General features: G+C 64.5%; 22 protein-coding genes and 1 riboswitch. Of the genes, 8 read left to right on the top strand and 14 right to left on the bottom strand.

From position 1 onward, the window contains the following. Window positions 1-194: 194 nt before the first annotated feature. From Q7T26_01910 to Q7T26_01940, 7 genes are all read right to left on the bottom strand, one after another. Window positions 195-1,430: an MFS transporter gene (locus Q7T26_01910; protein MDO8530914.1), complete on the bottom strand. Its 1,236-nt coding sequence runs from the start codon at window positions 1,428-1,430 to the stop codon at window positions 195-197. Between the two features lie 88 nt (window positions 1,431-1,518). After that, window positions 1,519-2,784, bottom strand: coding sequence for an MFS transporter (locus Q7T26_01915; GenBank protein MDO8530915.1), 1,266 nt, complete (start codon window positions 2,782-2,784; stop codon window positions 1,519-1,521). Between the two features lie 78 nt (window positions 2,785-2,862). Further along, the gene (gene thiE, locus Q7T26_01920) at window positions 2,863-3,519 is read right to left on the bottom strand and encodes a thiamine phosphate synthase (GenBank protein ID MDO8530916.1); all 657 of its coding nucleotides are present in this window, start codon (window positions 3,517-3,519) and stop codon (window positions 2,863-2,865) included. After that, on the bottom strand, window positions 3,516-4,682 hold the full coding sequence (locus tag Q7T26_01925; GenBank protein MDO8530917.1) for an FAD-dependent oxidoreductase: 1,167 nt from the start codon (window positions 4,680-4,682) through the stop codon (window positions 3,516-3,518). The genes thiE (Q7T26_01920) and Q7T26_01925 overlap by 4 nt, the downstream gene beginning before the upstream one ends. Window position 4,683: 1 nt before the next feature. After that, window positions 4,684-4,887, bottom strand: coding sequence for a sulfur carrier protein ThiS (gene thiS / locus Q7T26_01930; protein ID MDO8530918.1), 204 nt, complete (start codon window positions 4,885-4,887; stop codon window positions 4,684-4,686). Then, on the bottom strand, window positions 4,884-5,546 hold the full coding sequence (thiE, locus tag Q7T26_01935) for a thiamine phosphate synthase (GenBank protein ID MDO8530919.1): 663 nt from the start codon (window positions 5,544-5,546) through the stop codon (window positions 4,884-4,886). The genes thiS and thiE (Q7T26_01935) overlap by 4 nt, the downstream gene beginning before the upstream one ends. Continuing rightward, window positions 5,543-6,331: a thiazole synthase gene (locus Q7T26_01940; protein MDO8530920.1), complete on the bottom strand. Its 789-nt coding sequence runs from the start codon at window positions 6,329-6,331 to the stop codon at window positions 5,543-5,545. Before Q7T26_01940 ends, thiE (Q7T26_01935) begins: the two co-directional genes overlap by 4 nt. A 70-nt stretch (window positions 6,332-6,401) precedes the next feature. Further along, window positions 6,402-6,514: riboswitch (TPP riboswitch) on the bottom strand. A gap of 269 nt (window positions 6,515-6,783) precedes the next feature. On the opposite strand from Q7T26_01940, the gene Q7T26_01945 reads away from it, so the two are divergent. The 6 genes from Q7T26_01945 (at window position 6,784) to Q7T26_01970 (ending at window position 15,283) form a co-directional block, all read left to right on the top strand. Then, window positions 6,784-7,917, top strand: coding sequence for an enoyl-CoA hydratase-related protein (locus Q7T26_01945; protein MDO8530921.1), 1,134 nt, complete (start codon window positions 6,784-6,786; stop codon window positions 7,915-7,917). A gap of 183 nt (window positions 7,918-8,100) precedes the next feature. Further along, window positions 8,101-9,336 carry an MFS transporter gene (locus Q7T26_01950; protein ID MDO8530922.1) on the top strand — a complete coding sequence of 412 codons (1,236 nt, stop codon included), beginning with the start codon at window positions 8,101-8,103 and terminating at the stop codon, window positions 9,334-9,336. Window positions 9,337-9,616: 280 nt separating this feature from the next. Beyond that, window positions 9,617-10,834 carry a CoA transferase gene (locus Q7T26_01955; GenBank protein ID MDO8530923.1) on the top strand — a complete coding sequence of 406 codons (1,218 nt, stop codon included), beginning with the start codon at window positions 9,617-9,619 and terminating at the stop codon, window positions 10,832-10,834. Between the two features lie 28 nt (window positions 10,835-10,862). Next, window positions 10,863-12,089, top strand: coding sequence for a CoA transferase (locus tag Q7T26_01960; GenBank protein MDO8530924.1), 1,227 nt, complete (start codon window positions 10,863-10,865; stop codon window positions 12,087-12,089). 279 nt (window positions 12,090-12,368) lie between these two features. Then, window positions 12,369-13,532, top strand: coding sequence for a MaoC family dehydratase N-terminal domain-containing protein (locus Q7T26_01965; GenBank protein ID MDO8530925.1), 1,164 nt, complete (start codon window positions 12,369-12,371; stop codon window positions 13,530-13,532). Between the two features lie 8 nt (window positions 13,533-13,540). Beyond that, entirely contained in the window at window positions 13,541-15,283 is a 1,743-nt protein-coding gene (locus Q7T26_01970) for a CoA-transferase (GenBank protein MDO8530926.1), read from the top strand. Window positions 15,284-15,426: 143 nt separating this feature from the next. On the opposite strand, the gene Q7T26_01975 is transcribed toward Q7T26_01970, so the two are convergent. From Q7T26_01975 to Q7T26_01985, 3 genes are all read right to left on the bottom strand, one after another. Then, on the bottom strand, window positions 15,427-16,584 hold the full coding sequence (locus Q7T26_01975) for a MaoC family dehydratase N-terminal domain-containing protein (GenBank protein MDO8530927.1): 1,158 nt from the start codon (window positions 16,582-16,584) through the stop codon (window positions 15,427-15,429). A gap of 145 nt (window positions 16,585-16,729) precedes the next feature. Further along, the gene (locus Q7T26_01980; protein MDO8530928.1) at window positions 16,730-18,355 is read right to left on the bottom strand and encodes a hypothetical protein; all 1,626 of its coding nucleotides are present in this window, start codon (window positions 18,353-18,355) and stop codon (window positions 16,730-16,732) included. Window positions 18,356-18,545: 190 nt separating this feature from the next. Continuing rightward, window positions 18,546-21,212: an NACHT domain-containing protein gene (locus Q7T26_01985; GenBank protein ID MDO8530929.1), complete on the bottom strand. Its 2,667-nt coding sequence runs from the start codon at window positions 21,210-21,212 to the stop codon at window positions 18,546-18,548. Window positions 21,213-21,448: 236 nt separating this feature from the next. On the opposite strand from Q7T26_01985, the gene Q7T26_01990 reads away from it, so the two are divergent. Then, window positions 21,449-22,264 carry an enoyl-CoA hydratase-related protein gene (locus tag Q7T26_01990; protein MDO8530930.1) on the top strand — a complete coding sequence of 272 codons (816 nt, stop codon included), beginning with the start codon at window positions 21,449-21,451 and terminating at the stop codon, window positions 22,262-22,264. 185 nt (window positions 22,265-22,449) lie between these two features. Further along, window positions 22,450-23,556, top strand: a complete 1,107-nt coding sequence (locus tag Q7T26_01995; protein MDO8530931.1) for a hypothetical protein — start codon at window positions 22,450-22,452, stop codon at window positions 23,554-23,556. A gap of 160 nt (window positions 23,557-23,716) precedes the next feature. On the opposite strand, the gene Q7T26_02000 is transcribed toward Q7T26_01995, so the two are convergent. Genes Q7T26_02000 through Q7T26_02015 form a run of 4 tightly spaced genes read right to left on the bottom strand, consistent with a single transcriptional unit; the run spans window position 23,717 to window position 26,452 of the window. Then, window positions 23,717-24,106 carry a TM2 domain-containing protein gene (locus Q7T26_02000; protein MDO8530932.1) on the bottom strand — a complete coding sequence of 130 codons (390 nt, stop codon included), beginning with the start codon at window positions 24,104-24,106 and terminating at the stop codon, window positions 23,717-23,719. A 32-nt stretch (window positions 24,107-24,138) separates the two neighbouring features. Then, window positions 24,139-25,533 carry a hypothetical protein gene (locus Q7T26_02005; GenBank protein MDO8530933.1) on the bottom strand — a complete coding sequence of 465 codons (1,395 nt, stop codon included), beginning with the start codon at window positions 25,531-25,533 and terminating at the stop codon, window positions 24,139-24,141. Between the two features lie 18 nt (window positions 25,534-25,551). Next, window positions 25,552-25,887, bottom strand: a complete 336-nt coding sequence (locus tag Q7T26_02010) for a hypothetical protein (GenBank protein ID MDO8530934.1) — start codon at window positions 25,885-25,887, stop codon at window positions 25,552-25,554. 37 nt (window positions 25,888-25,924) lie between these two features. Beyond that, window positions 25,925-26,452: a hypothetical protein gene (locus Q7T26_02015; protein ID MDO8530935.1), complete on the bottom strand. Its 528-nt coding sequence runs from the start codon at window positions 26,450-26,452 to the stop codon at window positions 25,925-25,927. Window positions 26,453-26,721 lie beyond the last annotated feature (269 nt).

Consider the following 26,721-nt stretch of genomic DNA (forward strand, 5'->3'; position numbering starts at 1 on the left):
GCTACCCGAACAAGGCGCGTTTCTTCCGCCTCTGGACGGAGCGCGTGGCCCCGCTGCTCGAACAGGAAGGCGCGCGCTCCTGACGGCGAAGCGGGAATCTAGGCTCTGCTGACATTGTCCTGCTCACCACGAGCGGGTAAATAAAGATTGTCAACAGAGCCTAGCTGCTCGCTCGCCTTCTCCCTGTGCGGAAGCTACTGCGCGGGCCGATGGGCCGTCTCCTCGGCGAACGTCGCCCTTCGGCTCAGAAGAAGCCACGCGGCCACCCCCACCAGCAGGAACAGAGCCGCGTCAGCCATGAAGACGGACCCAAAACCAAGTGTCGCCCCCAGAATTCCTCCCAACAGCGGCCCCAACCCGAACGCCAGCGCGTTCACGCTCTGCACAACGCCGAAGACCGCTCCCTGATGCTCCCTCGAGACCGACACGCTCATCAAGGCGTTTGTGGTCGTGAGCAGCACCCCCTGCGAGATGCCGGTCAGGCCGAAGAGCACCACCGCCAGGGCTGGCGAGTGGACCCAGAACTGGGGGAAGTAGAAGACGGCCGCCGCGAAGCAGGACACAATGATGGCCAGGCGCATCGTCTCCCACCGGCCAATCCGGGCGACCGTTAGCGCCGCCACGGCGCTCATCAGCCCGACAAGACCGAACCCCACGCCCGCTATCGAGGCGGCCCCTTCCGCGACCATGTCCTGCATGAACACGGAGAAAATGGGTGTAATCATAGCGGGGCCAAAGCGCATGAGGAGCAGCAGCCCAAGCAGCGGAAGGATATTCTGGACGCGGAGCACCGTGCGGACGTTCTCAATAGGCCCCGGCCGGCGGCTCCCCTCTGGCGGCGGGACAAACCGCTCACGGACGAAGAAAACGACGACTAATGCGCCTCCCGTGATGAGGACAGCCGTGAGCAGAAAGGGTATCCGGTGTCCCGTCGCGTCCGCCAGCACGCCGCCCACCAGCGGCCCGCCGGTTATGCCCAGGAAAAACGCCATCTGGATGAGGCCCAGGGCGAAGGCTACCCGCCGCTTGGGGGCCTGGGATGCCGCCAGCGCGGACGAAGCGGCGATGGTGCCGGTAAAAATGCCCTGCAGGCCGCGTAAGAGGACAAGAAAGCCGACGCTGGGAACAAGACCCATGAGTCCAACGGTGATGGCTCCGCCGAGCATGGACCGTATGACCATGGGGCGCCGTCCGTAGCGATCGGCCAGCGTGCCCCAGATGGGGCCGGTGATGAAGGAGCCGATGCCGCCCGCGAACGTAGTGACTCCCGCCCAGAAGGCGCTGAGCCCCGGGTTGGAGACGCCAAGCTCTTGGATATAAAGGGGGAAAAAGGGCTGGACAAAACTGAACCCCAGCGCGGAGAGGAACTGGGCCGCCGCCAAGATATACAGGTTCCTCTGCCAGCCGGGGACTCCATCCAATTCGCTCATGGGGCCGATTATACTCCCACGGCGCCGTCACGCCGACAAACGTGTCCAAAACACAGGCCCCGCACGGCGACGCCAGCATGCGGCGGCGCTAGCTCCCGCCAAGCGAACCCGGCGTGGACTTCGGCGCCGCCGCTTCTCCAGGAATGGCAGCCGCCGCACGCGGAGGGCCTCGCATCATCCACACGCCCGCGCCCAGCGCGGCAAACAGCGCCGCGTCCGCCAGAAAGACAGAGCGCAGCCCCAGAGTCGCGCCCAGCGTGCCGCCCAGCAGAGGGCCCAGCCCGAACGCCAGCGCCGTCACACTCTGGAGCACCCCGAACACCGCGCCCTGGTGCTCCTGTGCGACGGTGGTGCTGATCAGCGCGGCGGTGCTCGTCATCAGCACCCCAATTGGAATTCCGGTGAGCGCCACCAGCGCCGTCGAGAGCGCCGGCGAATGGACCCAGAGCTGGGGCACATAGCACACAGCAGCCGCGAAGCACGACAGGATGGTCACAAGCCGCAAATCTTCCTTTCGCGTCAGCCGCCCCGTGAACACGGAGGCGCCGGCGCTGACGAACCCCAGCAAGGAGAAGGCCGTCCCCGCCACCGAAGCGGCGCCGTCCGTGACCAGGGTCTGCATGAATGCGGCCAGGGTAGGCTGGAGCATCTGGGGGCCAAACCGGACCAAGAGCAGAATGACCAGCATGGGCACAATGGCCGACATGCCGAGGACCATGCGAACATCTTGTATGGGGCCAGACCTGCTCTTCTGATCTTTGGGTGGTTCAAAACGCTCCCGCACGAAGACGAGGACAAGGAGCGCCCCCAGGAGCAGGAGGCCCCCGGTCACGAAGAAGGGGATGCGGTAACCGACGGCGTCCGCCAGGATGCCGCCCAGCAGCGGGCCCGTGGAAATTCCCAGGAAAAAGGCCATCTGGAGCGTGCCCACAACGAAGGACACCCGCTCCCGGGGGGCCTGGGCCGCGGCCAGCGCCAGGGAGGCGGTGATCACCCCCGTGAAGAAACCCGATAGCCCGCGCATGAGGACGATAAAGCCCACGTTGGGGGCAAGGCCTGTCAGGGCGAGGATGACCGCGCCCGTGAAGCCGGCCCGCAGCACCATCGGCCTGCGCCCGTACCGGTCCGCGAGGGTGCCCCAGATAGGGCCGGACAAGAAGCCGCCCATCCCGCTGGCAAACTGGGCCACGCCGGCCCAGAAAGCGGCCAGGCTTGCGTCCGGCACGCCCAACTGCTGGATGTACAACGGGAAGAAGGGACTGACGAAGCTGAACCCCAGGCTGGAGAGGAATTGCGCCACGACCAGCACGTAGAGGTTGCGCCGCCAGTCAATAGTCGCGGATGACGGTCTCACAAACAGCAAGTATACACCGCTCAGAGCGTATCGGACTGAAGAAGGCCCACTTGCGCAAAGGGTCGAAGCGCGGCAGGACTAGGATACGCCCGCGCGCCCCTGCCGGAACCGCGAGGCGAGCAGGCGCGCCGCCGTGACCACGTCGGGAGCGGCGCACACCGCCCGAATGACGGACGCCATGTCCGCGCCCGCACGCGCCACCTCGGCGATGTTGCCCGCGTTGACGCCGCCGATGGCGCAGACGGGCAGGCCCACCGCCTGCTTCACGGCCCGGAGCATGTCCAAGGTCGCGGGGCACGTGTCCCCCTTGGTTTGCGTAGGGTACAGGCACCCCACGGAGACGTAGTCCGCGCCGTCCGCCTTCGCCCGCATCGCTTCCGCCACGTTGTTGGTGGATGCGCCGATAAGAATGCCCCGCGGCAGGATGCGCCGCGCCTCCGCGACGGGGATGTCCTTCTGCCCCAGGTGCACGCCGTCCGCGCCCGCGAGCAGGGCCACGTCCACATGGTCGTTTACGAAGAACAGCGCATGGCCTTCCGTGGCGACGCGCTGGAGCGCGCGGCTCAGCTCAAGCTGGCGGCCCTTGTCGTTCTTCTTGTCGCGCAGTTGCAGCACCGCCGCGCCGCCCGCCACCACCTCTCGCGCCACCTCGACGATGTCGCGCTCGCCCACGATGTCCGGGTCCAGCACGACGTACAGTCCGGCCAGCCGGGCGCGCTTCGCTTCCCCTGTCATGACTTTGACCCTCCCTTGCCGACCGCCAGAAAGCGGCACGGCGCGAACGGCTCCAGCGGCACCGACGAGCGTCCATGCGCTATGAGTTCAGCCAGGGCCTGGCCGGTGGCGGCGCTCAGCAGGATGCCCTTGCGCCCATAGCCCGCCGCCATGTACACGTTGCGCCATCCCGACACGATGCCCAGGAGAGGCAGGCCATCGGCGGAGATGGGCCGCAGTCCGGCGCGGTACTCCACCACCTGCGCGCCTTCCAGCACGGGCGCCAGCCTGCGGATGGTCGCAGCGATGGACGCCTTGCCATCCTCCGTCACACGACATTCGAAGCCGACCCGCTCCTCCGTCGTCCCAGCCAGCACGGAGCCGTCCACCTTGGCCATGACGTAGTTCCCTCTGTGGAACAGCACGTGCCGAGGGGTTATCTCCGGGCCCGCCGCCAGCTTCACAAGCTGCCCGCGCAGCGGCTCGACGGGCACGGGAAGCCCCAGCCATTCGCCACAGTGAGACGCCCACGGCCCCATCGCGAACAGGTACGTACCACCCTCCACGACCTCACCCGTGGCGAGGACCACGCCCGTCATCCTGTCGCCGTCGCGGCGCACACCGACGACGACGCCGTTCCGGATGGTGACGCCCCGGCGGCTGGCGGCCTCCGCGAGCGCCACCACCAGGCGATAGGCGTCTATCTGGGACTCGCGGGCTGAGAGAATCGCTCCCCGCACACCGGGACCCAGCAGCGGCTCCACCCGCGGCAGGTCATCGTCGCGCACCCAGGACACGTCCAGGCACGCCTTCGACGTGCGGGCCGGCTCCAGGCGCTGCTGCCACGCCAGCTTGTCCAGAAGCTCGCGTTCCTCTTCTTCCGTGAAGGCCAGCCGCAGGACGGGCCGCTCCGCGTACAGAACGTCCACGCCCGTCTCCTCGCGGAGCCGTTGTGCCTGCTCCGGGTGCAGGCGCAGGCTGCGGTACGCCAGGTCGAAGGCGGGGCCTGGCGCAGTCGCTTCCGCCAGCGGCGCCAGCATGCCCGCGGCCACGCCAGAAGCCTGGCTGCCGACGCCGTCGCGCTCGATGACGAGCGACGTGACGCCTTCGCGGGCCAGGTAGTAGGCGACGGAGCATCCCGCGACGCCCCCGCCGATGATGACGACATCCGCTTTGCCCGCCATGCTAGCCTCCGCCGACCATGCGCACGATTTCGATGGCGTCCCCGTCGTTCAGCAGCCGCGTCGCGTATTCGGAGCGGGGCAGCACCTCGCCGTTCACGGCCACGGCCACCGCCTGCCCGCTGATGCCACGCATCGTCAGGAAGGCCTGCACGGCGACAGGATCGTCCAGGGCCACGGCCTTTCCGTTGACGGTCAGCGCTATCACGTCCGCGCTCCCTCATGACGCAGGGCGACCGCAGAGTCCAGCGCCGCGCGCAGTCGCCGCGCCGCGTCCACGGGGTCGTTCGCCTCAAGGATGGCGGAGACGACGGCGACGCCCCATGCGCCCGCGGCCATCACCTCCGGCGCGCGCTCCGCAGTGACGCCGCCGATGGCGAGCAGAGGCAATCGTGTGGCGCGCGACGCCTCGTCCACCAGGCCGACGCCCGCGGGGCTGACGCCCGGCTTGGACGACGTCGCGTAGATGGCGCCGAGGATGGCGTAGTCCGCGCCGTCCCGCTCGGCGTCCAGCGCACCGGCGACGCTGTGGACGGAGCGGCCAACCAGACGGCCCGCGCCCAGCAGCGCCCGCGCGTCGCGCACGGACAGGCCCCGCTCCGGCAGGTGCGCGCCGTCCGCGTCCGAGGCCATCGCCACGTCCACGCGGTCGTTCACGACCAGCAGCGCCCTGCCGTGCGTGACGATGCGAAGGCGCCGCGCCAGGGCCAGCAGCTCGCCGGCGGGCAGGTCCTTCTCCCGCAGCTCGACGAGGTTGACGCCGCCCGCGACGGCCCGTTCCACCGCCGCGTCCAGGGGGCCGCGGCAGCGCCGCCGGTCCGTGACCAGCGCCAGGCAGGGATAGGGCAGACCGGGACGGGAGGTCATGACGTCCGCGTTGGGCGCGCCACGCCCTCCACGGGGCTGCTGGCCTCCGCATAGGCCTTGCGCGGGATGCGCCCGGAGAGGTACGCCTTGCGTCCCGCCTCCACGCCGAGCCGGAACGCCTCCGCCATCATGGCGGGGTCGCCCGCCTTTGCGATCGCCGTGTTCACCAGCACGGCGTCGGCGCCCATCTCCATGGCGAGCGCGGCGTCGGACGGCGCGCCGAGGCCCGCGTCCACCACCACCGGCACCGTCGCGTGCTCCAGAATGATCTTGATCTCCTCCGCCGTCAGGATGCCCTGTCCGGAGCCGATGGGCGAGCCGAGCGGCATGACCGTGGCGCAGCCCGCTTCCTCCAGTCGCCGCGCCAGGACGGGGTCGGCGTGAATGTAGGGCAGCACGGTGAAGCCTTCCTTGACAAGCGCCAGCGCCGCCTCCAGCGTCGCTATCGGGTCGGGCAGCAGGTACTTCGAGTCGGGGATGACCTCCAGCTTCACCCACGTGGAGCCGGTCAGCTCGCGCGCAAGCCGCGCCGTGAACAGCGCCTCCTGGGCCGTGCGGCATCCCGCCGTGTTCGGCAGAAGCGTGTATTTGTCCCAGTTGATGTAGTCGAGAAGCGTCTTCTCGTTCGGCTTGTCCAGGTTCAGACGGCGGATGGCGACCGTCACGATCTCCGCGCCGGAGGCCTCCAGCGCCGCCTGCATCTCCTCGACGGTGCGGTACTTGCCCGTGCCGACGAACAGGCGCGAGCGGATGCGCTTCCCCGCTATGACCAGGGCGTCGTCCATACGATTGTCTCCTTCGCCGGGCGTCGAGCGCGCGATTAAACAAAAAGCGCCTCTGGATAATCCAGGGCGCTCGGTGTCAGACGCCGACTCCCTACGCTGGCATTATCCAGGTCAGGTTCCTGCGGTCGCCCCGATGCGTCGGGGCCTCTCAGCCTGGCTCTCCAAGCTCCCGCGTGCCTTGCTATGCGGTTGTTACCTTTCATTCTAGGCTCGCCGTCCGGCCAGCGTCAAGCGGCGGAAGGGGGGGCGCTTGACTTGGCAGGCGCGTCGCGCATAATTGTGACGCGAGGACGCAGGAGTTGACCGACACCAGAACGCCATGAAGCGAAGCGGCCCGACCGAACAGCGATGCGCAGTCCCGGCTGATAATAACAAGGAGGTGGAACAGGAACCGGCGCAATTGAAATCGCGCGTTCACGCGGGCCAAGAAGACACCTGAAGAAGGAGGAGTCATGCCTTACCGGCTGCTCGACGAGGACAGATATTACAGGCAGCCAGTCCTGGACCCCAAGGAGTATAAGCGCGTCATCTATGATCCAGGACTGGTGACCCGCATAATCTTCAACAGACCACGGTACCTGAATGCATTCAGCCACGCCCTGCTGGCTGAGCTGGAGGACGCCGCGGACCGCGCCTCCGCCGACCCGGAGTGCCACGTGGTCGTCTTGTCCGGAGCGGGCCCCTGTTTCTCATCCGGAGATGATAACAACGGGCTTACGCCGGAGTCAGCCCCCACGCTGTGGGACGGGGACGCAAGACCCCCCGCGAAGCTCATCGAGGAGTACGGCTCCGAGTCCGCGGTGTGGCACCAGTACAATATCGAGCACGACCACTTGATTCACTGGTTGCCCACCAGCAAACTGCGCACCATTCCAAAGCCCACCATAGCCATGGTGCACGGGTGGTGCATCTTTCAGGGACTGAACGTCGCTTCAAGCATGGACATGATCTTCGCCTCGGAGGATGCGATGTTCCTGGGCGCGAGGGCCGACGCCAGAGCGATATGGAACGTCGGTCCGCGCAAGGCCCTGGAGCTCGCGTACGAGCACCGTTTCCTGACCGCCCGCGAAGCCTACGATTATCACAGGGTCAATCGCATCTTCCCCACCCGCGACGTCCTTGAGCGGGAGACCATGGCCTTCGCGTACCGCATTGCCCGTCAGTCGCCCTCCGCTCTCCGTCGCGCTAAAGAGGAGTTCCTGAATACTATGGACCGATTCGGCTTTCTGGCGGCGGTTGTGGACCGGACTCCGCACCAGATGGTGTGGCGGCAGGATGCCGAGGAGGGACACCAGATGCGCTACGAAGGGAAAGGCAGGGCCCGGACCCCGGTGGCCCTGGCTAACCTGAAGGCCAAGCTCGATTCAGAAGGGGCGGAGGTCCCCGCGCATGTCAGGAAGGCGCTGGACAGGGCCGCCGCCAGGGACGATAAGGCGACCTGGCACAAGGTGCTCCATGCGGAGTGGAGAGACCCGAAGCGGGTAGCGCGCGCGGACAACAGCGCACAGGCCTATCAGGAGTCTAAGGCGGAATTCGAAGGGAAGAAGAAGGCAGAAATGGAACGGAGGGGCCTGATCAAGCTCTAAACTGAGAAAGCGGAGTCCCCCCGCTCCCTTGACAAGGGAGCGGGGGGACGGAATCTGGAGGGCAACCTAGACCACTTGCAGAAGGGGCTCCTCTCTGCGCTCTCCCGCGCCGGAGCTATTGAATGGTCTTAAGACCATTCCGGCACGTGTCCCGTGACGCGCAAACTCTGTATAATCCCCTCCGTGACCACCCCTTCGGCACAAGCCAGAGACCAGGCCGAGACACGCAACCTCTATGCGCTGACGTTCGTGGTGTTCCTGTCGGCGGTGGCGTTCGGCTCCGTCGCGCCGCTGCTCCCGCTGTTCATCCAGACGCTGGGCGTCACCGCCCCGGACGAGGCCGCGTTCTGGGCGGGCATCGCCCACTTCGCCAGCTCCCTGGGCGCCTTCTTCAGCGGGCCGTTCTGGGGCAACCTGGCCGACCGGTATGGCCGACGCTCCATGCTGCTGCGCGCCACGGTCGGGGGCATCGTCGTCCTGGCCCTGACCGGCCTGTCGCCCAACGTGGCGTTCCTGATCGTCATGCGCGTCCTGCACGGCACGTTCACCGGGGTGAATACCGCCGCCTCGGCCCTGGCGGCGTCGCAGGCGTCCGCCGGACGCACCGGACTGGCGCTAGGTTCGGTGCAAATGGCCTTCTTCCTGGGGAACATGGTCGGGCCGCTGTTCGGCGGCCTGCTGGCGGACAGGTTCGGCTATCACGTTCCCTTCTTTGTGATGAGTGGTGTGCTTCTTATTGATGTCCTCCTCGCGGCGTTTTTTGTCCGCGAGAAGTTCACACCCGCCGCCTCCGGAAAACTGAGCTTGAATCCCTTGAGCGGCATGAACACCGTTTTGCAAACGGCGGGGCTCCTGCCCCTGCTCGGCCTGCTGTTCGCGAGCAGGTTCGGCGGGTACAGCCTGGCCCCCATCATGGCGGTGTTCATGCAGCAGATGGCGCCCGAAAGGGCCGCGACGATGGCTGGCATCGCGCTTGGACTGGTGGCCCTGGCGAGCGCGCTGTCCGCTCTGGCCATCGGGCGGCTCGTTCCGTCACACCGACACTTCCCCGTTTTCCTGGTCGCATCGCTCGCCGCGTCCGCCCTGTTTTTCCCGCAGTTCTGGGTGCAGTCGGCCATTCTATCCATAGCGCTGGTTGGACTGTTTGGCCTGTGTCAGGGCACGATGCTGACCTGCTCAAGCTCTCTCGTCAGCAACACCGTGTCCAAGGGACGCCAGGGCGCCGTGTTCGGGGTCGTCCAGAGCGCCACCGCCCTGTCGCACGGGACGGCTGGTCTCGCTGCGGGCACTCTGAGCGTGACATTAGGCGTGCGTTCCGTCTTCGTGGCGGACGGGGCCTTGTTCCTGGCGATAGCGGCAGGCGCGTGGTGGCTGGTCAGGCGCAACAAGCAGAAGGTGGTCATTCCAGAGCGGGCATAGCGAAGGCGCCCAATCCCGACAGCCGGATGCGCGTCCCGTGCGCCCGGGCTGGACCGCCTCCTTACGCGCCAACTGACGAAGCTGCGCGTGATGCCTCCGCCACTACGCCCCCGGCGACCCGACAGCGGGTTAGCAACACGTCAGCAACAGGTTAAGCGTGGGTTAAACGCGCGACGGTCCGCACACCATCGCGCGGGCGAGCGGCCCCTGGCCGATGGCCGCTGCACGGAAAACGCCGTATAATGCTGCCCGTGTCCATCGCACGGGCTGAGGAGACCAAATGCTGACTGGCCTGCGTATCATCGAGTACGGCGAGGGCATCACCGCCCCCGCCTGCGCCAAGTACCTTGCCGACCTTGGCGCTGAAGTAATTAAAATCGAACCCCCGGAACGCGGTGACAGCGCACGGCGGAGTGAGCCGTTCCACCACGACCACGCGGATACAGAGAGCAGCGGACTGTTCCTTTATCTGAACACAAACAAGCTGGGCATCACGCTCGATCCCACCACCGCCACAGGCCGCGCAATCTTCGCGGAGCTGGTCAAGGATGCTGACGCCCTCATCGAGAACTATCCGCCGGGCCACATGAAGGCCCTGGGACTTGGATACAGCGTCCTCAAGAAGGCCAACCCCTTGCTGGTCATGACATCCATCACGCCGTTCGGCCAAACGGGGCCATACCGCAAATTCAAGGGATCGGACCTCATCGCGTTTCACATGGGCGGCATAGGCATGGATACCCCAGAGGAAGTAGAGGACGCGCCGAATCAGCCCCCCTTGCGCGGAGGCGGTTCCCAGGCGCATTTTCTGACCGCCATTACCGCGGGCATCGCCACGATGGGCATGCTTTTCGGACGTCATCAGACCGGCAAAGGAAGCTACCTGGACATCTCCGAGTACGAGGCGTTGGCGGACAATACGCGCCATCGCGCGGCGCAGTACCTCGCTGACGGCATCGTGCAGCACCGGTCCGGCGGGGAAGCTCAAAAGCCCGGTCACTTCGGCGCGGGCGGGCTGCAGCCGTGCAAGGACGGCTACGTGCAGTTCCACGTTGCGGAACGGCGTATGTGGCGGGCCTTCGCCAGGGTCATTGGAAAACCAGAATGGGCGGACGACGAGCGCTTCGCCGAGAGGCATACACGGTCGGCCCATTGGGACCTCCTGGAACCGGCTCTGCGCGCGTATACTCTGGCCCATACAAAAGAGGAGATAGTCACGGAGTGTCAGGGCGCTCGCGTGCCGTGCGCGCCCGTCAGCCAGCCGCGCGACCTCCTGAGCTCACACCACCTCAAAGAGCGGGGCTTCTTCATTGAGGTGGACCATCCGCGGACAGGAAAGGTCACGTATCCCGGCGCTCCCGCGGCGCTGTCGGAGGGCGGCTGGTCCATCCGGCGACCGGCCCCCCTGCTCAGCCAGCACAACGAAGACATTCTCGTCGGCAGGCTCGGCTATGCCAGGGACGACCTTCTGAAGCTGAAGGCGGCGAGCGTTATCTAGCCGAGCTTGAACGTGAAGGAGATAAGCTATGCCCAGGCTTCCCCTACAAGGCATAAGAGTCGCCGACTTTTCGCAGGTATTCGCGGGGCCCGCGGCAACCCTGTGGCTCGCGGCGTTGGGAGCGGATGTCATCAAGATAGAGAATCCCGCTCATCCGGACAACGTGCGCCGCGCGAATCTGGGTGAGGACAAGAAGTACCACTACAGCGAGGACCCACGAACCGCCTGGTTCTCCCCGCTGAACTTCGGGAAGAAGTCCTGTACGCTGGACCTGAAAAGCCCCGAGGGCCAAAACATCGCCAGGGACATCGTTGGAGTCTGCGACGTCGTCGCCGACAACTTTGCGACGGGGGTGATGGAGCGGTTCGGCCTGGGGTACGACCAGATTAGGAAAATACGCCCTGACGTGGTCATGCTCTCCGTATCGGGGTTTGGGCGCACCGGCCCGGACAAGAACTATGTTGCCTACGCGACCATCGCCACCGCGTTCGGTGGGCTGAATGGACTCACGGGCTATGAGGGCGGCGAGCCTCAGATAATCGGAGGCGCCTGGGGCGACTTGCTCGCGGCCAAAATGGGCACGCTCCTGACCCTCGCGGCGCTCGAACGGCGCTGGCGCACTGGCCGCGGGCAGTTCATTGATCTGTCCATGAGCCAGGTCATGGTCGGACTGACGCCCGAGGCGATACTGGATTTCACAATGAACGGGCGCAGTCGCGGGCCGCGCGGGAACAGGGACGACATCATGGCCCCGCACAACGCCTACCCATGCAAGGGGGCCGACGCGTGGGCCGTCATTGCAGTGAGCAATGACAAGGAATGGGCGGCCCTCTGCGGGGCCATCGGCAAGCCTGAGCTGAAGAAAGACCCGCGCTTCGCCGATCAGCGCCAGCGATGGCTGAATCAGGCGGAGATAGACCCCGTCATAGCGTCGTGGACAAGGGAGCGCACCAGTCAGCATGCCATGGAAACGCTGCAGAAGGCGGGAGTCCCCGCCGCGCGGTCGTCCAAGCTGGAGGAGATCGCGACCGATCCGCACCTCAAGGCGAGAGGTTACTTCCAGGAGCTGGCGGACTACCGGGCGGGCCGGGTGACGGCGCTGAGACTCCCCGGCACGACGGACACCAACTCAGTTCTTGCGCCCGCGCCCAACATAGGCGAGCATAACAAGTACATGTTTGAAGAGGTCCTCGGGCTGACCGCCGCGCATGTGGAATCGCTGAAAGAGAAGGGAATTACAGCCTCCGCTGTCTGAACGGTCCGCGACGAACGTCTCGCCGGTACGCGGCGCCGACGCCGGCTTCTCAGGCACATGCAAAGTCATTGAAGTCTTTGCAAAAGCCGCTCTGTTATGATGTGTCATTCCTCGTCCTTCCGGGGAAGGACGAGGAATCTCCCCGTGGGACATCCTGTGGGAGACCCCTCGCTCCGCTCGGGGTGACAATGGAGCCTTCGTACGGCCTTCCTGCCCCGTTTGCGAAAGTAGCAAGGCAGTTTTGGAAAGAGTGCATTAATCCATCAGGAGGAAGCGCCCATGACAACCGAGCAGCAGAAGAACGCGGGCTGGACGAAAATTGACGACAACATGTTGGCGAAGATGCGCTCTACGATCGGGCGCGAGGCTCGGTATAAGAACCCCTGGCATACAGCCGTTACGCTGGATAACCTCAAACACTTCGCATTTGGTATCGGCGACCCCAACCCGCTTTGGTGGCGGCTGGACTATGCGCGCAATACGCGCTACGGCACGTGCATCGCGTCTCCTACGTTCTTGTACAGCGCCAACTGCGGGCCATCATGGTACCCGGACGACCCCGGCAGCAAAGGACAGGGCCTGCCGGGCATTCACGGCCTGTGGGGAGGCGACACATGGGAGTGGTACCGTCCTCTCAAGCTTGGCGAACCGGTTGTCGCGATCACCAAACTCCTCGACGTCACTGAGCGCCCACACTCCGCCTATTCGACACGGGTTATCCTGGAGAACAAGGAAACACGCTTCGAGGCCGACAAGGGTGAAGTCGTGGCGAAGTACGTCAGCCATCTGTTCCGGTTCGAACGTGGCGCGCCCAAAGAGAAGAAGAAATACACTGAAATAGAGACTCCGCGCTATACAGAGGACCAATTACAGGAAGTGTGGGATGCGTACGCGCGCGAGGAAGTGCGCGGAGCGAAACCCCGGTACTGGGAGGACGTCCAGGTAGGTGACACCCTCGGGCCCATGGTAAAGGGTCCTCTGACGGTGACCTCCCTCGTCGCATGGTTCCAGGGTTGGGGAGGACACTTCTGCGTCACCGACAAGATCCGATGGGACTATTTTGTGAAGCATCCGAAAGCAGCCATCAAAGACCCCGTGTCCGGCATCCCTGACGTTCCCACGCGTGTGCACTGGGACCCGTGGTTTGCACGCGAGATCGGATTCGGCGTGGGCGGCTATGACGTCGGAGGGCAGCGCATCTCATGGGCACTCAATCTTGTCACGAACTGGATGGGAGACGATGGATTCATCAAGTGGGCGGACGTCCAGGTACGCCGCCCGAACTTCCTGGGCGACGTGCAGTGGTTCCGCGGCAAAGTCACGGCCAAACACGAGCGCAACGGCGAGCACCTGGTTGACGTAGAAGGATCAGCCGAGAGCCAGAGACACGAGACAACGACCACGTTGCGCTGCTCCGTGCTGCTGCCGTCCCGCGGCCAGTAGCCTTCGCCATGGTGGACTCTGATGCAAAGGGCCAGCGCATGAGCGACAAAATCCTTCCGCTTGACGAGGCGGTCCGGCGCCATGTCCGCCCGGGCATGACCCTGCACTTCGACATCGGGCCGAGGGCCGCGATACGGGCCGTGCTGCGCCAGTTCTGGGGGAAGAACCCTCAGTTCACACTTGCCCTGGTCGGAGTGGGCAGGGCGCACGCGGGGGATCTCATCCACGCGGGGCTGGCAAAGAGGGTCATAGCCGCATCATGCGTGGAGCACTTTCCACGCGCGGGCCCCATGAAAGTCATTCAAAGAGCATATGCGTCCAGGTCAGTCGAGTTCGAGCACTGGTCGGACTGCGCCATCATTCAGCGCTTCATGGCCGGAGCAATGGGCGTGGGATTTGTGCCCACCACCAGCATTCTGGGAAGCACCATGGAGAGCGCGAATGCCGCGGTCGGCGCATTCCGCGCGATGGACGACCCGTTCGGGAGCGGGCAGCGCATCGGCCTGGTGAAGGCACTCAATCCGGACATCTCATTCGTCCACGCGGTGGCGGCGGACCCGATGGGAAACGCCATCATCCTGGGAAGCGACGAGAACTTGTGGGGAGCAAAAGCCAGCGGGGGAGTTATTGTCTCGACGGAGAAGGTCGTTTCGACCGACTTCATCCGCTCGCATGCGTATTTGACGACCCTCCCGGCTTATATGACACGCGCCGTCTGTCCCACGCCTTTCGGAGCGCACCCGGGCCTTCTGAACAACTTCGGCTTCGACGAGTTCGATACCTATCTCCAGGACGACGATTTTCTCCGGATGTGCAGCGTGGCCGTGGAGTCGCCTGAGAAGCTCGACCAGCTCATTCATGAATGGGTCCTGTCGTGCGAAGACCATGAGGCCTACCTCCAAAAGCTGGGCGGCGAGCGCCTCAATCGTCTCAGAACACAGGCGGGCCTGCGACGCCAGGCCAGGGAAAAAGTCGAGTTGAGTTCTGCTGTCACACCGTCCGAGCCGACAAAAGACTACACGGACGCGGAAATGATGGTGGTTGCTTCCTGCCGCAAGATTGTGGAGACGATGACGCGCAAGGGCTTTGACCGTATCTTGCTGGGAGTCGGCGTTGGCCTGCTGGCAGGGGAGAGCGCGTACTTGACTCTCAAGGGCCAGGGCAAACTGGCGACGCTCATCACCGGCACGACTGGTCTCGGTCAGGAGCCCGTCGCACACCACGCGAGCCGCGTCGTGTCTGACTTCACGATGCTGCACAATACCGTGGAGGGCTATGCCGTCCACGTGGGCGGCCATACGAAAAGGTGCCTCGCAATCCTGGGCGCGGGCGAGATTGACCGGTACGGCAACATCAATACGTCTGAGATATCCGAGACCATGTTCCTGACGGGGTCCGGCGGCGGCAACGACGCATCATCGCAGGCGGCTGAGACGTTCGTCATAGGCCGGCAGTCAACGCGGCGCATGGTGGACAAGGTGCACTACGTCACCTCGTCGGGAGCGCGCGTGTCCACCTGTATTACGGACCTCGGCATCTTCGAGAAAGAGGTCAGGGATGGGGAGTTCCTGCTCACCGGCTACTACGCCCGCGATGGCCGTTCACAGGAGGACATCGTAAAAGATGTTCAAGCGCGGTGCGGGTGGCGGATCCGCGTATCGCCGCGGCTTGCTCCCGTGCCAGCCCCGAACTCTCAGGAGTTGGCGCTGGTGAGGGCGCTTGACCCCGACCGCTTGTATCTTCGCGAGTAGCGACGCACGGCGCCATATCCGGCCCACTCGTTGCCGGACACCCGCTTTGTCTGGCCGCCAAGTGCAACGTCGTGTTGCGGACATGGCGCACGACCACGAGTGCCATGCGGGCGCTTCTCTTCAGCGCGTATGTCCCGCTGGCCTTATCCCGTGTACTTGGGAGGCAACGCCGCAGGCCCGCGTTGGCGCGACGGCAGGCTGACCGTGGCGTGGCCCGGCGCGGTGATCTCGCCGCGCTGGTTATCCGCCCATATCTCCAGGTCCACCAGCCGCATGCCCTTGTCCTCGTACTTGCGCGTCACCTTGCCCTTGAGCCAATTGGTGTCGCCGACGACGTTGAACCGCCGTACCTCGGCGTAGAGCTTCCACAGGAATGCGTCGTCGCCCATCCAGTTCGTGACCAGGTTGAAGAGCCACCCCATGCGCTCAGGGCCGTAGTCGTACGCGCCCGCCACGCCGATCTCGCTGGCGCGGGTCTGCTCCATGTGCACCAGTTCCGGCACGTCAATCTGGCCCGTGGTGGAGTCCACCATGACAGAGCCCGGGTGGCGCGTGACGTACTTGTAGAAGATGCCGTGCGCCTTCATGAACGGCGAGCCGCCGCCCATAAGCCACGCGTACATGTCGCGCATGCTCAACGGCCCCTTGACGATAGGCTCCATCTCCTGGCCGACTTGCACGTCCTCCCAGTAGCGCGGCGTGGCGCCACGGGGCTTCTCCTCCACGGCGGCCTTGATGATGCGGGCCATCTCCGCTGGCGTGTAGGTGGCGGGCTTGATGGCCTTGTGCTTCTCCCGCCCGTGCTCGCCCGCGGCCTTCCGCTCCGCGCGCGCCGTCCACCCAATAGCTTTGGCGGGAACGTCGCCGGAGGGCGTCTTGAACAGGACCTGGGAGTACTGGAAGAAGATGCGCCCCGCGTGCGTGCTCTTCTTCTCCACGAAGTCCGTCATCTTGATGTAGGGCACCACCAACTCGTCGAGAAAGAGGGGCCGGTAGAACTCCCAGTCGCCGCCGGAGAACCAGCCGTGAATGCCCGGCAGGCCCACGCTGCGGCCGGCGGGGAACACACTGTAGTAGAAGCCTGCCGGAGCCATGATTCTGCCCCAGCGCGTTTTCTTGGCGTACGCCTCGTCGCGAAAGAGGGGATTGTCGTCGCCGATGCCGTCGCAGAAGTGACGGATGGTGTCGCGGGAGGCCTGCGTGTTGTAGAAGGGGTCCTTGGGCGTCCACTCCACGCCGATGCGCTTCCGCACATCCTGAAGCATCTGCTCGGTGATGACCGCATGCTGACCCTGCGCCATGTGTGCGCTCCTTTCCCAAAGCAACTGGCTCGCTCAATTCCGGGCGGGGCCCGCGATGCAGGCTTTCGCCCTCCGAGACTATACACCGGCGCTCGGCTCGCGCCAAGCCCCAGCGCGGTCGCGGCGCCTGGGCGGCCCGGCAGCGCTACGTCGCGCCGCCCCCGTCCGCGATGCGCACGGTCTGCGACCAGCTTAGCCCTCCCGACGTGGGGCAGCAGGCGCTGTGCGGGCCGGGCGCGCCGCCTGTCACGATGACGAGAATGTCGTCTGGGCCGCGCACGGGCGGCGCCCACGACCGCGTGTCCAGGTCCGGGAACTCGTCGGAGCGAAAGGCGCGCAGGGCGTCCATGTCAGGCTGCGTCAGGGACGACAGCGGCACTTGCAGGGCTTCGAAAAGGCGGCGCTGGAGGTCGGCGCGGCTGACGCCCGCCGCCTGGAGCGTCTTCGCCCACTGGAGGCACAGGAGCAGGACCATCTCGCCGCCGTAGTAGAGGTTAGCGGTGCTGCGGACGCTCATGCCCTGCGCCAGCGCCTTGACGATGTCGTCCGGAGTGACCGCCGCGCTCGATATGTCGAAGACACCGCGCACCAGCGCCACGGTGACCGCGCTCGCCTCCTTCGGCAGGCCGCGCGTGGTGTGCAGGCCCGGCCACGCGCTCTCCTCCTCGTTCTCGCCGAAGCAGAAGGCGTACTTGGCGGGGCTGCCCATCGCGGCCAGGTCCGTCACCTCGGGGATGCAGCCGCCGATGTTGGCGATGACGAAACGCAGCGCGCGCGCTATGGTCCCATTTGCGGCGCGCCCCGCGCCCAGCACGTTGTGGCGGCAGTTGACCTCCAGCGCCTTCCGCGCCGGCCCGTTGATGCAGACCATCGGCGCCTGCGGCCCCGTGCCCAGCAGCAGGCCGAAGGCGTTCATGCCGGGCTTCGAAAGCGCCTGCGCGGCGGCGATGAGGGCGGGCATCTCCCGCGGATGGCACCCCGCCATGACAGCGTTGGCCGCCACGCGCTCCACCGTGGCCTCGCCGAAGCGCGGCGGCACCAGCGCCACCACGTCGTCCGGCGCGCGGCGGCTTGCCACCACCATCGCGGCGACGCGCTCCGGCGTCGGCGGGAAGATGGGCAGGCCGTCGCTCCAGCGCCAACGCGCGGCGAACGTATTGATGCCGTCGTACCCGCCTCCGACGCGCACCGTGCCGGTGGGCATCGGCTGGCCGTGCGCGACCAGCCCGAAGTACGCCTCCGCCTGCGCGCGCGAGCAGTAGCGGCCCTGATAGGCCGCGTCCAGCGCCTCCGGAGCTTCGATGAGAGCAACCGCCAGGGCGTCGAGCCACTCGTTCGCCGACGGCGACGCGACGATGACGGGCAGGCCCGGCACACCCATGCTGGTGGCGACCACCTGGGCATGAAGGGGGGAATCCGCGGTGCACAGCACGACGGCGGGCACGCCCTCGCGCTCCAGGGAGGCGGCCTCGTAGCCCGCGTAGAGCGCGCTCGGACGGTGATCGCCGACGCCGAACACGACCGCCTGGCACTCGCGGCGGATACGCTTCTGCTGGGCGTCGTCGAGCGGCGCGGAGCCGTGGCGCTTGGGGACGACGGTGATGCGCGCGCCGAGGCCCTCCAAGTGGCGTCGCGCCGCGTCCAGGATGACCCTGGCGGCGGGGCGCTGGTTGTCCACAAGCGCGATGTGGGCGCCGCGGAGTTTGGCGGGCCGTCGCGACGGCGGGCGGCGCGTCAGCGGCAGCGGCGCGACGGGGCTGAGGATGTCCATGCGGACCTCCGAATCGTGGGGATGTCCGCACGAGTATAGCGAGGGTCGGCGAGCGCCGCCAGAGGCGCTACGACCATCCCCCTTGGGAGGACGCGCTCAATTGCCCGGACGCCTCACTATCCGAAGCCGGAATGACCATCCGGCCGATGGTATCCCTTTCTTGAGGACCAAACCGTCGACGTGATTGACATCAGCCGAAGCGGCTGGCGTCGGTGAGGAACGACTTGAGAATAGTTGGAATCGGTCTAGCCCCTTGGAACTGTTCTGAGGCCTGTTTCGCAGCCGCGTACTCGGAAAAAACCTCTCGGCCACGGTCAGTGACATATAGGACACCCTTCCTGTTCATCTTCGTCTCGACGAGTTTGGCACGTTCCAAGAACTGCACGAATGCCCGCGCTGTGGAAACATTTTGACGTGCCGCACCGCGTTGCTCCAGCCCCCGACGTTGCCGGATTGCTTGTTCTCCAAGCTTCTCGATGATCTTGTCTACGACCACAAACGATGGATAGTTGCAGATCACGAATATGTCAGGAATCGGATCCGTGGACGCACCTACGAAATTGAGGTATCCAAGCGCCCGTGCCCCCTGGAGGCGCACCCTTGACTTCAACCCGGCTCCTTCCAGATATATGGAAATGTCGGTAGGCGAAATCTGCGAAAAATCCGCCCCTGCAAGCTCTGCCCCACTAAACTCACAGTCAACAACCAACGCGTTGCGGAATGACGCCCTAGTAAGACTTGCGGCTGAGAAGTTCACGTTCTCAAGCGTGGCATTGCAGAACAACGCGTCGCCCAAGTCTGCTCCGCACAACTCAACGGCGGTCAGTTCCGCGCCAGAGAAATCAGCCCTGTTCAGATTCGGCGCGCTCGATTCGGAGGAGAGTCCTAACCTAGCCAGTCTCGTTGAGCGAAAGTCCGCAGGGGTTCCTGCCACTGTCCTGATCACTTGATTCAAGCCATTTGCGTTGTTTCCAAACAACGATACGAGACCATCCCACAAGAGTGTCAAATATTGGCCCCGGATCGCGGTATTGACCGGTTCTTTCCACGCACGGCTAAGGTTCCTCAGGAGATTCTGTCGAACCTCTAATTGTATTGACGCCGCGAACATCCGCATCGCGTCAGTAATGGGCACTTCGCTCGGTAGCATCTGCTGGGCTGCAAGTCCGTTTATAAGAAACTCAGCAGCTAGGTACTCCCGAAGGGAGTTGTGCGAGAAGCGCCATCCAATAGTGCCAACACCCCCGCGTGTGAGAGTAGCCGAACTACGAAGATCGGTGAACCGCTGGTCGAGAAGGCCCGGTCTGGAGTCTGCGGGGAGTCGGAGAAGCTCTTGGCGAAACTCCTGAGCGATAAGATCTCGGAATTGGTCCTCCGTCATGAAAGGCTGGTCTCGTTTCGCCAAGAGGACAGCAGCTTTGTGTAAGAAAGCGCGTCTCACATCTGGGCTGAGTTCGGGTGTGCGCTCGAAGTCGCGCAGCATCAGTTTGTCCACAATCAACTTGTAGATCTGCCACTCTGTCAAACTGTCAGTTTGCCTTGCACCAGGATCACGTTTTAGGGTTTCCACGACGTCAAGCAAGTACCCAACGATTACCGGTTTCCCTGACAGCGAAAGCACGTCTCCGCCGGACTGCACCGACCGGAAGACCCGACGGAGGAGACCGAGCACGACGGCCTGCCCGTCTGGGTCGTGATGCAGTACGCGAGAGACCAGTGCCTCGGTTTGCGTGGGAGTTAGGTCTCGGAGGACTCGCTCGAATCTGTCTATGAACTGGCTTAGCAGTTCATCAATCGTCTTTTCCCTTTCCAGAAACCGCTGTGCCTCCGTCTCTTGAAGGTAGCCGCCGAGCTTGAGCGAACGATAAAGCGTTTCGAATACCTGAAGTTCCTCTACCTCGGTGAAGTAGTTGGGCCTGCTGGTGATGATGCCTTTTGCGCCTCCAGCAGACAGTTCGGCTAGCGTTTCGAGGCAGGAACGACGCTCGCGTGCATGCAGGTACTGAGCCATTTCATCGTAGCCGTCTAGTATGAGAACGACTCGGCCATTACGAATTAGCGAGAGAACGAAATCAACAGAGATATGCCCTAGATTGTTATGATCGAGAAAGTGGTGCAGCAACCCCTTTGCATCAAACTGTCGACTGAAGTTTCGCAACTCGATTCGAATCGGCAGGGGTAGCACGGGATTGGTGCGATAGTCCGCCAGCCAACGCAACTGTAGGATTCTCGTCAGCGCTGTCTTGCCCGTCCCATACTCGCCAACGATAACGAGCCATCTACTTTTTGCATCGGTATCGTTCCTCCACGTCTGCAGGAACTCGGTGGCTACCACATGCCCAAACTTGTCGTCAAAAAACGGCTCTTCATACACACGCGCCAATTCTCTCAAGTCAGCAGCAACTGGGGAGTCGTTGAGGAACGACGAAATGTACGGATCAAACTTTTCGAACCGGCGAAAGAGGTCCTCATACGTGAGCGTTTCCACGCGAGCTATCTTTGCCCGTTCCTGTACTGGAAGAGAGAAACCCGAAGCAGAAACGATTACTCGTTTCGCCTCAGGATCAAGTTGGCTGATCATCGCGAGCTTGCCGATGTCTTTGCCGTACTTATCGTTGTCTACGTATTCGATCGTTGCTTCGATATAGATCGGCGACTGGAACGGATTACCGATGTGCCTTGCAACCAGATCAATCTCGGCGCCGTGGATCTGAACTGGGCCTTCGACCGAAAAGTTGTTTAGTTCAAGCAGCTTGCGAATGGCACGGGGCAATTCGTTGGCGGTAAAGCTGATCATCATCCCCTCCTGACCGGGATTGCCCGTATCAACTTCTGAAGGAGGAATGCCGGCTTTCACTGCAGTTACAGCGCATGATAGACTCCTTCCCTCGGCTCGTCAACGCCACCTTTTGGAACCCCATGAACCACCACCGGGCGTTCATCGAGAAGGGGACAGAGGGGATGAGGTCATCCTATCCACCATGACTGGTCTGCCGAGAGCGCCCGTAGTACACTGCGCATCAGCAAAAGCAAGAGACAATTGAACGTTGCGGGGGCGGCGAAACCCCCTCGACAGGTGAAAGGAGCAGGCGCATGGCGTACCAGAATGTGCTGTACGAGACGAAGGGCAAGATCGCGACGGTGACGCTGAACAATCCGGAGAGTCTGAACGCGCTCAGCGCGCCGCTGGTCACCGACATGGTGGCGGCGCTGAAGGAGGCGGAGCTCGACGACGAGGTGCATGTCATCATTCTAAAAGGCGCGGGCCGCGCGTTTTGCGCGGGCGGAAACGTGTCGCCGGCGAACCCGTCGCGGGCGAAGAACATGAGCGATATCGGCGCGGACCGCAATCGCATCAACCGCAGCGTCCGCAACTGGCTGGAGATATGGAATATCCAGAAGCCGGTCATCGCGCAGGTGCACGGGTACTGCATCACGGGCGGGACGGTGCTGGGCATCCTCGCGGACATCACGATTGTAGCGGAGGACGCGAAGATCAGCCCGACGCCCGTCGCGGGACCGCTGGGCGCGGGGCTGACGGCGGCGGCGTGGGCGTGGCGCGTCGGGCCGAAGAAGGCGGCGGAGCTGTGCTATCGCACCGGGACGATCATATCGGGTCGGGAGGCAGCGGAGATGGGCTGGGCGAACCGGGCCGTGCCCGCCGACAGGCTAGAGGCCGACGTCTGGACTCTGGCGACCGAGATAGCGCGGACACCAATGGAGCTGCTGGTCATGGAGAAGGCGGCGATCACACGAATGCAGGAGACGCTGGGACTGCGGGCGGCGCTGCTGTTTGGGGCGGAACTTGACGCGATCGCGCACTTCACGCATCCGACGCAGGCGTTCGTGGCGCGCACGCGGGAGGTCGGGCTGAAGCAGGCGTCGCAGGAGTGGAAACAGAAGAAGTAGAAGGAAGGTGCAGGGCCGCCCTGCGGCCCGCCAGAGGGTGCGGGAGGAGTCCTCCCACGTCCGACGCGTCCTCCAATCCCGCTGGCGTATCTCGAGAGTCCCAGGTCTCCCCTTGACATGATGGCGTACAGTCAAGAGAGCACGTTTTTCGCGGGCGGCGAGACTTTCTCTGAGGAGGGTAGTCAATGGCACGCAGCACCCTGGCGTCCAAGCGCGTGGAAGTGCCGGAGGACATGGAGGCCATCAGCGACTTCTACTATCAGAAGGGCTGGACCGACGGCCTTCCCATCATCTGCCCCACGGAGGAGCGCACGCTGCGCATGCTCCGCTACACCGACCGGGATTCCGCCAGTGTGGTGGCGCAGCTCGCACCGGTGTACGCCGAAGCCACCGTCGAGAAGATCGCGGTCAATGCGGTGATGGCCGGTTGCCTGCCGGAGCACATGCCCGTGCTCATCGCCGCAGTGGAGGCCCTGGGCGACAAGGTGTTCAACCTCTACGGCGTCCAGACGACGACGAACCCGGTGGCGCCTCTGCTTATCGTGAACGGGCCCATCGGCCAGGAGCTTGATATCAACAGCGGTGCAAGCTGCATGGGGCCGTCCAAGCGGGCGAACGCGGTCATCGGGCGGGCGGTGCGCCTTCTCCTGATTAACGTGGGCGGGGGACAGCCGGGCGCCGTGGACAAGGCGACGTTCGGGCAGCCCGCCAAGTTCACCTTCTGCATCGCGGAGAACGAGGAGGCCAGCCCCTGGGAGCCGCTGCACGTGGAGCGCGGGTACAAGCGGGAGGACAGCACGGTCACGATCTGCGGCGTCGCCAGCATGGTCAATGTGATTACCATGCCGGAGATGCTGACAAGCCCATCCCAGGGAGAGCAGATTCTGACCGTCCTCGCGGACAACATGTCCGGACTGGGCAGCAACAACTTTCGCAGCGGCATCGGCGAGCCGCTCGTCGCCTTCTCGCCGGAGACGGCGGCCACGCTGACAAAGGACGGCTTCTCGAAGCTGGACGCGAAGAAGTTCCTGTTCGAGGCGAGCAAGCGGACGACGGCGGACCTGCCGAGCTACGTCGCCACGCGGATGCGGTACCAGCGCAGGCACGCGAACACAGACGTGTTCTACATCACGGAGCGGCCGGAGGACATCATGCTCGTGGTGTGCGGAGGGCTGCTGGCGGCGCACACCGTCTTCATGCCCACTTTCGCCACGAGCCAGTCGGTGACGCGGCTCATCGCCAGGAAGGACGGGACGCCCATTCGCTCCGTGCAGGAACTAAGTCAGGGCTAGCGCTTAGCACCTATCCGGAAACCGGGGGTACTCATTCGCTCTCCCTTCGACGGGCTCTTCGTATGGTCCGAGCGAAGCATCGGACTCCGCAAGGCAGAGAGTCCGGTCCGCTGCAGCACGCAGTTCGGTCTGTCGGGCGAATCTTCTCCGGCATCCCACTTCATGCCATTGCATTTCCCTTAGCGTCAACCTTGACAGCGACCAACTCGAAGACTACCCAGACAATGTTAATCACAAGACCAACAATTAACCAGCCTAGGACAACTGCGATGAGCAACTGCACCGCACCTCTGGCGTAATAGCCAGCGTAGAAGTTGTGGATACCCAACCATCCAAGCAGGACCCCGAGGATGATGAACGTGCCACGACTCTTGACGGGATTGACGATCACAGGCGCGGGCTTGGTTTGAAGTTGCGACGTGACGCCGCTGTCGGAGATGACTGAGCCAGCCGCGTTCCCAACTCCCTTTACCGGACGACCGCAACCCGGGCAGGAGACCGCTTCAGGCGATACCTGCTTGCCACAGTCCGGGCAATCAATCAATGCCATCGTGGACACCTCCTTTGAGCGCCTTCGCCCGCCTAGCCGCGCGACTCCTTGAGCAGGCGCTCCCACCCGGCGGGCAGCTCTATCCGCTTGCTGACCGGCGGCCCCTGGATGTGGTTGTTCACGTAGCCCCTGGCCTGGTTCCTGTCGGGGTCGCCCGCCAGCACGATGCCGATCTCCTCCGAGTGCACGAACACGCGCACCTCGCGGTTGGGGTCGTCCGACTGCCAGTACTCCTTCGGCGTGGATCCCTCCTCCACCAGCCTGCGCAGGTTGAAGGCGGTCAGGCCCGCCTCGGAGGCGTACCGCTCCATCAGCCCGGCGGGCATCTTCACCGTGTCGTAGAAGAACTTCCTCAGGTCGTCCTTGGACCAGCCGTCGTTGGCGATGACCTTCGCGATGCTCGGGCTGAGCGCCAGCACCGGGCACCACTTGTTGAACATGACGCCCGTGAACGCCCAGTACCCGCACGATCCCCTACCCCAGACCTCGGCGAGCGTGCGCACCACCTCGCGCGCCGTATTCCCCGCCGCGTACATGGGCGGCGAGACGGTGACGACGCTCTGCACGGTGACGATGTTTTCGCCGCGGCGGAATCCTCTGTCCACGCTGAACGGCTGCCAGCCGAGCTGCGCGACGGCGTCCTCGTTCTCCGCCAGCACCACGTTGAAGCTTATGCCAAAGCTCCCCTTGTCCGTCATGCCGGGGGGTATGCGCACCCCCGCGATGTTGGTGAAGACGAGCCGGAGGAAGCGGCCCACGCTGGTGTTCGCCCGCCTGCCCATCCGCATGGCGCCTGAGCCGTAGTTGAAGTCCAGCTCCTTGACGATAGGCCCGTTCAGGATGATCAGCGGCTCCCAGCCGGGAGTGCTGCCCGCGTCCTCGATGCGGAACTCCGGCTCGGAGATGGCCTCCGCCGCCGCCAGAAGAATTGGCATGTACTCAGGGCGGCACCCGGCCATCACCCCGTTCACCGCCACGTTCCACACCGTGGCCTGCCGCTTTTCCGGCAGCAGCGTGCCGATGACCTCGTCCGGCGAGCGGTCGGTGAACTTCAGGAACCGCTCCACCCTCTCGACGGTGGGCGGTATGACGGGCATCCCGTCGGTCCACTGCTTGTCGGCGAAGAAGTCCTGCACCGCGTCCAGCGTCCCGCGAAATATGACGTCCTTCGGCCCCGGCTCCTTGATTCTGGCTGTCGCCTTGAGCGGCGTCGCCATTCCCTCCACGATCTGGTCCACCAGGGCGTCCACCTTGCGCTGGAACTCCGCAGGGCTGTCCGTCATGATGACGCCGGGGTATTCCGCAATCGGCAGGTTCTCCACGCCGAGGGCCTTGGCCACGGACCTGGCCTGCGGAACAAAGCCCGACGCGACGATGGATACCGTGCGGACGCCGGCCTTCTCCGCCACCACGCTGGCCCGCACCACGGCGGGCGTGCAGCTCCCTCAGGCGCCCACGCCGGAGATGACCACCTCGCAGCCCTGCTCGCGCAGCAGGCCAGGCAGCGCCGCGATGACCTCTCGCTCGGTGCGACCGTGGATATTGCCAAACGTCTTGTAGTCAACGAACCTGGTGCCCCGGTAACGCTCCTGGATGCGCCGCCGGATGTGGGCGAACATCTCGTCGCCCTTGAACAGCCAGTCCCACATCTCGCCGACGGTCTTGCCACCCAAGTCGGAGACGGGAGGCCGCAGCGCTATCGCCTCGGAGGCCGCCTTGCCGAGGGGCCACACCACCTCATAGACGGGCTCGGATACGTTCTGCCTGGGCTGCTTGTCCATAGCGCTCTCCTTGTGGTTGATGGGCTGAGTGATGTGTCTACGGCGCGCCGCGGGTGATGAGCAGCGCAATCGCCAGGATGACGCCGTTGAGGAGGGCTCCCAGTAGCGTCACGCCGACTGCCCGCCACGTGCTCTTGTAGTCCAGCGCCTGACGGACGGCAATGACCATGGCAATCCACATCCAGACGGTGGCGACCAGGAAGACCAGGCCCCGGAACACAGGGATGGGGAGCAGCCCCAGGACCATGATGATGCGGGGCGCGCTGGCGAAGCCCATCGTGCGGGCGAGTTGCCCCCAGTTCGCTTCCGTCTGAGGCTCCCGGAACAGCTTGGCGCCCAGGATGTAGTTGGCGTAGGCCCAGACAACCCAACTCACGATACCGAAGACCGTCCCGGAGAGCAGCCCCGCGATGCCGCCTGAGCTTATGTTGCCTATCCCCGCCGCTACGCTGGTCAGCACCACCACCAGAAGCGCCTGGCCCGTGGCCCCCTTGTCCGCCTCCACCTCTTCAAACAGGCTCACGTCAAGTTTCGCGGCTCGGAGCATCCTTTGTACAAGACTCATGCGTACTCCTCTCGTCGTTCTTGTGGCGTCCGTCCTCGGCAAGTACAGATTATAACGCCAAACGTTGCCGACAGGTAGAGCGGCGGTGTTTGCCATGTTCCGCAGGGGAGGGCCAGGTAGGGCAGCACCCCCTTGTCGGAGTGGGGGGGGCTGTCCCCCAGACCGTTTTACATGGGGGTGGGGGTGGATGACGCAGTCACCGAGTAGCGCATGCGAGCATATTGGAAAGTGAATTCCGCGCCCAGAATCATGATGAATGCCGAATAGTA

The organism is Dehalococcoidia bacterium, from assembly GCA_030648205.1.
GTDB lineage: Bacteria > Chloroflexota > Dehalococcoidia > JAUSIH01 > JAUSIH01 > JAUSIH01.